This window comes from Mesorhizobium sp. M7A.T.Ca.US.000.02.2.1, assembly GCF_003996995.1.
In the GTDB taxonomy this organism is placed as follows: Bacteria; Pseudomonadota; Alphaproteobacteria; order Rhizobiales; family Rhizobiaceae; genus Mesorhizobium.
Window position 1 is genome coordinate 1 of record NZ_RZTT01000385.1, and the last position, 5,796, is coordinate 5,796.

The window sequence follows — 5,796 nt, forward strand, 5'->3', positions numbered from 1 at the left end:
CTTCCAGCGGATTGAGCATCATGGCGCCGAGCGACGTCCACGCCGACAACGCAAGGAGCAGAAATGCCAGCACGCTGCCGGTGGCCGCCAGCCGCCGGCGCCCGATCATGGCCGCGAGCAATCCCGCCAGCAGCAGGAAGATCGCCAGGTTGAGCGGCTGGATGAAGAACCAGAAGATCTTGGAAAGGTAGAAGAACATAGGAGCCGGATGTCCCTCGGAGTGCCCGTCGATTTATACGAAATCTACGCTCTGGCACGAATAGCGGCAATATCTTACAAATAAGGATACACAATGGAAAATATGCACAGCGGAATTACGGTCAACGCCAAAATGTAAAAACCAACGCCGAGCCAATATATTCCCGGATCTTCGCTTTTCCGGTGTAATCCTGTCCTTGTCTTGAGCGTTTTCGTTTTCAAAGCTGAGATCAGTACAGGAACACCGCGCCAAAGCCAGTAGCAATAGAGCGGCAGAAGGATGGCCAGCAGTAGCAAGCTGGCAAATCCATACGACATGATCTTTTCGTTCTCTACCACCACTTCTCCGGCTGGAACGTGCCTGCGGCCTGCTCGATGACGGCGGCGGTCTGGAACAGCGTTTCCTCGTCGAACGGCCGGCCGATCAGTTGCAGCCCGAGCGGCAGGCCCTTGGCGTCGAGCCCGGCGGGTACGGCGATGCCCGGCAGGCCGGCCATGTTCACCGTGACGGTGAAGATGTCGTTGAGGTACATCTTGACCGGATCGGCAGCCATGTCCTCATCGGCGACGCCGAAGGCGGCGGACGGCGTTGCCGGGGTCAGGATGACATCGACGCCGGCGGCGAAGACAGTCTCGAAATCGCGCTTGATCAGATTGCGCACCTTCTGCGCCTGCAGATAGTAGGCGTCGTAGTAGCCGGCCGACAGCACATAGGTGCCGATCATGATGCGGCGCTTGACCTCGCGGCCGAAACCGGCGGCGCGGGTCTTCTCATACATGTCGACGATATCCTTGCCCGGCACGCGCAAGCCGTAGCGGACGCCATCATAGCGGGCGAGGTTGGACGAAGCCTCGGCGGGCGCCACGATGTAATAGGCGGGCAGCGCGTATTTGGTGTGCGGGAGGGAAATGTCGACAATCTCGGCGCCGGCGTCCTTCAGCCAGGCAATGCCCTTCTGCCACAGCGCCTCGATCTCTTCGGGCATGCCGTCGACGCGGTATTCCCTGGGAATGCCGACCTTCATGCCCTTGATCGGCTTGCCGATCGCGGCCTCATAGTCCGGCACCGGCCGGTCGACCGACGTCGTGTCCTTCGGATCGACCGAGGCCATCGACTGCAACAGGATCGCGGCATCGCGTACGTCGCGCGCGATCGGGCCGGCCTGGTCGAGCGACGAGGCGAACGCGACGATACCCCAGCGCGAGCAGCGGCCATAGGTCGGCTTGATGCCGACCGTCCCGGTGAAGGCGGCCGGCTGGCGGATCGAGCCGCCAGTATCCGTCGCGGTCGCGCCGGCGCACAGGAAGGCGGAGACTGCCGTGGCCGACCCGCCGGAAGAGCCACCCGGCACCAACTGCGCATTGTCCAGGCTGCGCACGGTCCTCGTGCCGCCGGCCGAGACGAAGCCGCCGTCGCCCTGATGCGTCGTCGGCATCACCGCAGTATCGAGGCGTGAGCGCCGCCACGGATTGATGACCGGACCATAGTAGGACGTCTCGTTGGACGAACCCATGGCGAACTCGTCCATGTTGAGCTTGCCGAGCATAACGGCGCCGTCGGCCCACAGATTTGACGTAACGGTCGATTCGTAGCGCGGCTTGAACCCGTCGAGCACATGGCTGCAAGCCTGCGTGTGGACGCCTTCGGTGCCGAACAGGTCCTTGATCCCCAACGGAATGCCTTCCAGCGCACCGCCCTCGCCCTTGACCAGCCTGGCGTCGGACGCCTTGGCCATGTCGCGCGCCTTGTCGCCGGTCACGGCGACATAGGCATTGAGCGCCGGATTGGCGCGCTCGATAGCGCCGAGATAGGCCTCGGTGATCTCGGTCGCGGTGATTTCCTTGCCGCGCAGCTTGGCGCGGGCCTGTGAAATCGTCAGCTGGGTCAGGTCGCTCATCAAAGGCTCTTTTCGTAAAACACCGACCACTCAGAATCGGGATAATCCAGCACCGGGCCGCAACGCGAAAACCCGGCGCGTTCGTAGACTGTCCACGCCGCGGGATGACGATCGCCCGTCTCCAGCACCAGTCGCTTCAGTCCCTCGTTGCGCGCCAGCGCCTCGACCCGCTCGACGATTTTCGCGCCGATCTTCTGGCCGCGATGCGACGGCCTGATATACATGCGCTTGACCTCGCCAATGGCGCCGTCATGACGCTTCAGCGCGCCGCAGCCAATGGCCAGGCCTTTATCTCGGGCGATGAAAACCGTCGTGTCCTGACCGGCCATCTGCTCAACCGTCAAATGGTAGCAATGCTCCGGCGGCGTCAGTTCGAGCAAGGTCTCGTTGAGTTCGGTGACCAGCCCGCGCAGGTCGTCCTGGAGCGGCGTCTCAATGGCGATCTCGATTGCCATCGGCGGACTTACTCCACGACCTTCGGCACGAGGAAGAAATTCTCTTCGGTCGCCGGCGCGTTGACGACGATGTCGGCCGCCTTGCCGCCGTCGGTGACGACATCGCTGCGCTTCTTCATGTCCATCGGCGTCACCGAGGTCATTGGCTCGACACCGGAAACATCGACCTCGTTCAGCTGCTCGACGAAGCCCAGAATGGCGTTCAGCTCGCCGGTCATCCGTTCGGCATCCTCTTCGCTCACCGCGATGCGGGCGAGATGCGCGACGCGCTTCACTGTCTGAAGATCTACGGACATGTTTTTGCCTCGGGGAAAACCAGTTCGGGCTATAGCGGCGCCGCGCGCGCTGCGCAACATGCATCGTGCGAGAGACCAGGCTGTGCCGACGGCCCGCTCATCGGCTCTCAGAATACGTCTATGGCAGGGCAACGCCTTCGCACAGATAGTAGCTGCCGCTGTTGCCGCTTGCTTCGCTTTCGTCGTCGACGGGCCGAACCGACACGAGATCGATCTGCTTCGCGTTCATTTGCGTCACCGAGAGAACGTCGGGAAAGACATAACCCGGTTCCTGGCAGATGGCCGTCACCGCCCAGCTCGGCGAAGCCGTCGCCTTGCTGATCTGCAGAAACTCGCAATTGTATTCGACGCTTTGCAGGCCGTATGCCGAAAGCACGATGTTGCCGGCGTCGATCAGCGTTTGCAGCGTGTCCTTCTTGGCCTGTTTGCAAAGCTCCTCGGACTGAAGGTAGACGCCTTCGATGAAATCATCCGCGGCGAGCGCAGGCGACGCCGCGACCAGTATGGAAACGCAAAAAGATTGCCTCAAAGCCATGGTTTTATTCCATTTTGGCTGCTTCTAAATCGTAATCGTCTCGCCAATCTTGGGCAAAGCCACCTTGATGCCGGATCCTTCCAGGCCGGCCTCGAACTTGTCGGCGGTCGGGTCGATCATCGGAAAGGTGCCGAAGTGACAGGGAACCACGGTGTCGAACTTGAAGAAGCGCCGGCAGGCAAGTGCGGCCACCGCGCCTCCCATGGTGAAGCGGTCGCCGATCGGCACAATGCCGATCTTCGGCTCGTGCAACTCGTTGATCAGCGCCATGTCGGAAAAGATGTCGGTGTCGCCCATGTGGTAGAGCGTCTTGTCTTCCGGGAAATGCAGGACGAGGCCGCCCGGATTGCCGAGATAGGTGTTCTGGCCACCTTCGCCGGGGAACGAGGATGAATGCAGCGCCTGGACGAAAGTGGTGGTGAAGCCGCCGCAATCGACGGTGCCGCCGATGTTGCCCGGGTTGATCTTCTTGTCGCTGGCGCCCTTGCCGACCAGGTACATGCAGATCTCGAAATTGGCGACTAGCTGGGCGCCGCTTTTGCCAAGCACTTCCAGCGCGCCGCTGATGTGGTCGCTGTGGCCATGCGTCAGCAGTACATGCGTGATTCCCTCGGCCGGTCCCTCCCAGCCGCCCTTCCAGGACGGATTGCCGATCAGATAAGGATCGATGAGGATCTTGGCATCAGCGGTCTCGATGCGAAAGGCCGAGTGGCCGTACCAGGTCAGTTTCATGAATGCATTCCTCGATTTTTATCTTGCCAAAGGATAGAACGCCGACGGCCCCGAGATCAAAGGGTTACTGTGTCCACCACGCGTTTGACAAAACACGTGGTGGTGAAATGCGAAGGACGGCCGGTGGGCATTATCACGATCGAGGAATTGCCGGCGCGGCTGACCGGCGGCAAGACGCTGGCGGGACTTGACCTCGGCGACAAGACGATCGGCGTCGCGGTCTCGGACCAGAGATTCTCCTTCGCCCATCCGCGCCCGGTCATCATGCGAAGGAAATTCTCGCTCGATGCGGCGGTGCTGCTCGCCTTGCTGCATAAGGAGAATGCCGGCGCGGTGGTGATTGGGCTGCCGATCAACATGGACGGTTCGGAAGGTCCGCGTGCGCAGAAATCGCGCGCCTTCGTTCGCAACATGGCCCAGATGAGCGACCTGCCCTTCGTGCTCTGGGATGAGAGACTATCGACGGTCGCGGCCGAAAGGACGCTGATCGAGATGGATTTCTCGCGCCGCAAGCGCGCCGGCAAGATCGATTCGGCGGCAGCCGCGTTTATTCTGCAGGGAGTTTTGGACCGGCTTCAGTCGCTCCACGCATCCGCTCGAACGGAACCGGACCCGCCCACCGCTGTTTGACCCAGCCGGCGATTTCGCGGCGACGGCGGAAAGCCCAAAGCGCCATCAGCAGCAACCCGTCGAAGACGCACGTCTTCGCCACCATGCCGGGAATGATCGCCGGATCGATGCCGAGCATCTGACCATAGAGCTGGAAGAAGAAGTCGTGCATCTGTCGGCTGAGCATCGTGTAGCCGAAATTGATGTCATTGGCCGACAGATAGAACCAGCCCCAGAAAATCGCCATCGGCGCCGCCCAGAACCCGAAGATGTAACGCATCAGCGGCCTCCCCTGTGATTGGAGCCGGTCTTGGAGACCGTTCGGCCTGATATGAGTGAGAGCAGCGAATTGTGAGCCGCGGCTTTTGCCATGTCATGCGCGACGGCATGGATCTCGCTTTCGCCGGAAGCCGCTGCCGCAACCACGGACCGCCGCTCGGCAAGCATGGCGACGTAGGACGCCAGAAGTGCCGTCAGCTGCACGGCAACTGCCATGAACAGCCCGTTGATGCCTTGCGCGGCACCTCCGATGACGATCAGCGACAACATGCCGGACGCGCTGATGAAGGCGATGCGGGCGACGCTGTCGGCGCCGGGACTGGTCGCGTCGTTGACCAGGGCTTCGACAAAGGCCCAGAAAAACAGAACCGCGACGACAAGCAATGCGGTGGCGAGCGGCGCCACGACAACGAAATTGTCGAGGTCGACGAAGCGGGTACCCTCGATTGTGGTGCCCAGCACGCCGAGTGCCGCCGCCACACCCCGGTTTCCGTCGATGCAGATGAGCGCAAGCAGGGCGAAAACAATCGCCCAGTGCAAGGCCAGAAAAGAGGTCAGTACCTGTCGCATCGGTGTTCCTGCTTCGCAAAGCAAGAGACGGCCAATCTGAACCATTCCCTGCTCGCGCCGGGACAGTGGGCCTTGCCGTCCGCCATCGCAACGGAAACCATTTGTTAAGGTTAACGGTGATCAGCCATACGCGTGAGGATGCCCGCCAACGCGTCAAAACTGTGGATGGCGCCGGTTTTTGCGATGATCGCCGCTCAGTTCACCGGCGGATAGAGAGTGTCGAT

Annotated in this window: 9 protein-coding genes and 1 pseudogene; 1 reads left to right on the forward strand and 9 read right to left on the reverse strand. The window is 61.5% G+C overall.

Going from position 1 to position 5,796, the window contains the following annotated elements; translation table 11 throughout:
• The 7 genes and pseudogenes from EOD15_RS27155 to EOD15_RS27185 all read right to left on the reverse strand — a co-directional run.
• Positions 1-199 (reverse strand): annotated as a pseudogene (locus EOD15_RS27155) (YdcF family protein); the annotation flags it as partial.
• Positions 200-273: 74 nt separating this feature from the next.
• Positions 274-537 (reverse strand): hypothetical protein, encoded by a 264-nt coding sequence (locus EOD15_RS27160; RefSeq protein WP_127380105.1) that lies wholly within the window; start codon positions 535-537, stop codon positions 274-276.
• Positions 531-2,096 (reverse strand): amidase family protein, encoded by a 1,566-nt coding sequence (locus EOD15_RS27165; protein ID WP_127321155.1) that lies wholly within the window; start codon positions 2,094-2,096, stop codon positions 531-533. Before EOD15_RS27165 ends, EOD15_RS27160 begins: the two co-directional genes overlap by 7 nt.
• Positions 2,096-2,551 carry a GNAT family N-acetyltransferase gene (locus EOD15_RS27170; protein ID WP_127271852.1) on the reverse strand — a complete coding sequence of 152 codons (456 nt, stop codon included), beginning with the start codon at positions 2,549-2,551 and terminating at the stop codon, positions 2,096-2,098. Before EOD15_RS27170 ends, EOD15_RS27165 begins: the two co-directional genes overlap by 1 nt.
• Before the next feature lie 8 nt (positions 2,552-2,559).
• Entirely contained in the window at positions 2,560-2,847 is a 288-nt protein-coding gene (gatC, locus tag EOD15_RS27175; RefSeq protein WP_127272494.1) for an Asp-tRNA(Asn)/Glu-tRNA(Gln) amidotransferase subunit GatC, read from the reverse strand.
• Positions 2,848-2,965: 118 nt separating this feature from the next.
• The gene (locus tag EOD15_RS27180; protein WP_127321156.1) at positions 2,966-3,382 is read right to left on the reverse strand and encodes a hypothetical protein; all 417 of its coding nucleotides are present in this window, start codon (positions 3,380-3,382) and stop codon (positions 2,966-2,968) included.
• Between the two features lie 24 nt (positions 3,383-3,406).
• Positions 3,407-4,114 carry a metal-dependent hydrolase gene (locus EOD15_RS27185; protein WP_127321157.1) on the reverse strand — a complete coding sequence of 236 codons (708 nt, stop codon included), beginning with the start codon at positions 4,112-4,114 and terminating at the stop codon, positions 3,407-3,409.
• Positions 4,115-4,237: 123 nt separating this feature from the next.
• Here EOD15_RS27185 and ruvX point away from each other — a divergent pair, with 123 nt between their 5' ends.
• Entirely contained in the window at positions 4,238-4,744 is a 507-nt protein-coding gene (gene ruvX / locus EOD15_RS27190; RefSeq protein ID WP_127321158.1) for a Holliday junction resolvase RuvX, read from the forward strand.
• Here the strand turns inward: ruvX and EOD15_RS27195 are convergent.
• Both EOD15_RS27195 and EOD15_RS27200 read right to left on the reverse strand, forming a co-directional pair.
• The gene (locus EOD15_RS27195; RefSeq protein ID WP_127272493.1) at positions 4,662-5,003 is read right to left on the reverse strand and encodes a DUF6105 family protein; all 342 of its coding nucleotides are present in this window, start codon (positions 5,001-5,003) and stop codon (positions 4,662-4,664) included. The two genes, ruvX and EOD15_RS27195, sit on opposite strands and share 83 nt — an antisense overlap.
• Positions 5,003-5,572, reverse strand: coding sequence for a hypothetical protein (locus EOD15_RS27200; protein ID WP_127269521.1), 570 nt, complete (start codon positions 5,570-5,572; stop codon positions 5,003-5,005). The genes EOD15_RS27195 and EOD15_RS27200 overlap by 1 nt, the downstream gene beginning before the upstream one ends.
• Positions 5,573-5,796: the final 224 nt, after the last annotated feature.

Bases quoted from the DNA above. Each gene is read 5' to 3' on its own strand.
- EOD15_RS27195 (WP_127272493.1), bottom strand. From the start codon at position 5,003: ATGCGTTACATCTTCGGGTTCTGGGCGGCGCCGATGGCGATTTTCTGG.
- EOD15_RS27165 (WP_127321155.1), bottom strand. From the start codon at position 2,096: ATGAGCGACCTGACCCAGCTGACGATTTCACAGGCCCGCGCCAAGCTG.
- EOD15_RS27180 (WP_127321156.1), bottom strand. From the start codon at position 3,382: ATGGCTTTGAGGCAATCTTTTTGCGTTTCCATACTGGTCGCGGCGTCG.
- gatC (WP_127272494.1), bottom strand. From the start codon at position 2,847: ATGTCCGTAGATCTTCAGACAGTGAAGCGCGTCGCGCATCTCGCCCGC.
- EOD15_RS27170 (WP_127271852.1), bottom strand. From the start codon at position 2,551: ATGGCAATCGAGATCGCCATTGAGACGCCGCTCCAGGACGACCTGCGC.
- EOD15_RS27200 (WP_127269521.1), bottom strand. From the start codon at position 5,572: ATGCGACAGGTACTGACCTCTTTTCTGGCCTTGCACTGGGCGATTGTT.
- EOD15_RS27185 (WP_127321157.1), bottom strand. From the start codon at position 4,114: ATGAAACTGACCTGGTACGGCCACTCGGCCTTTCGCATCGAGACCGCT.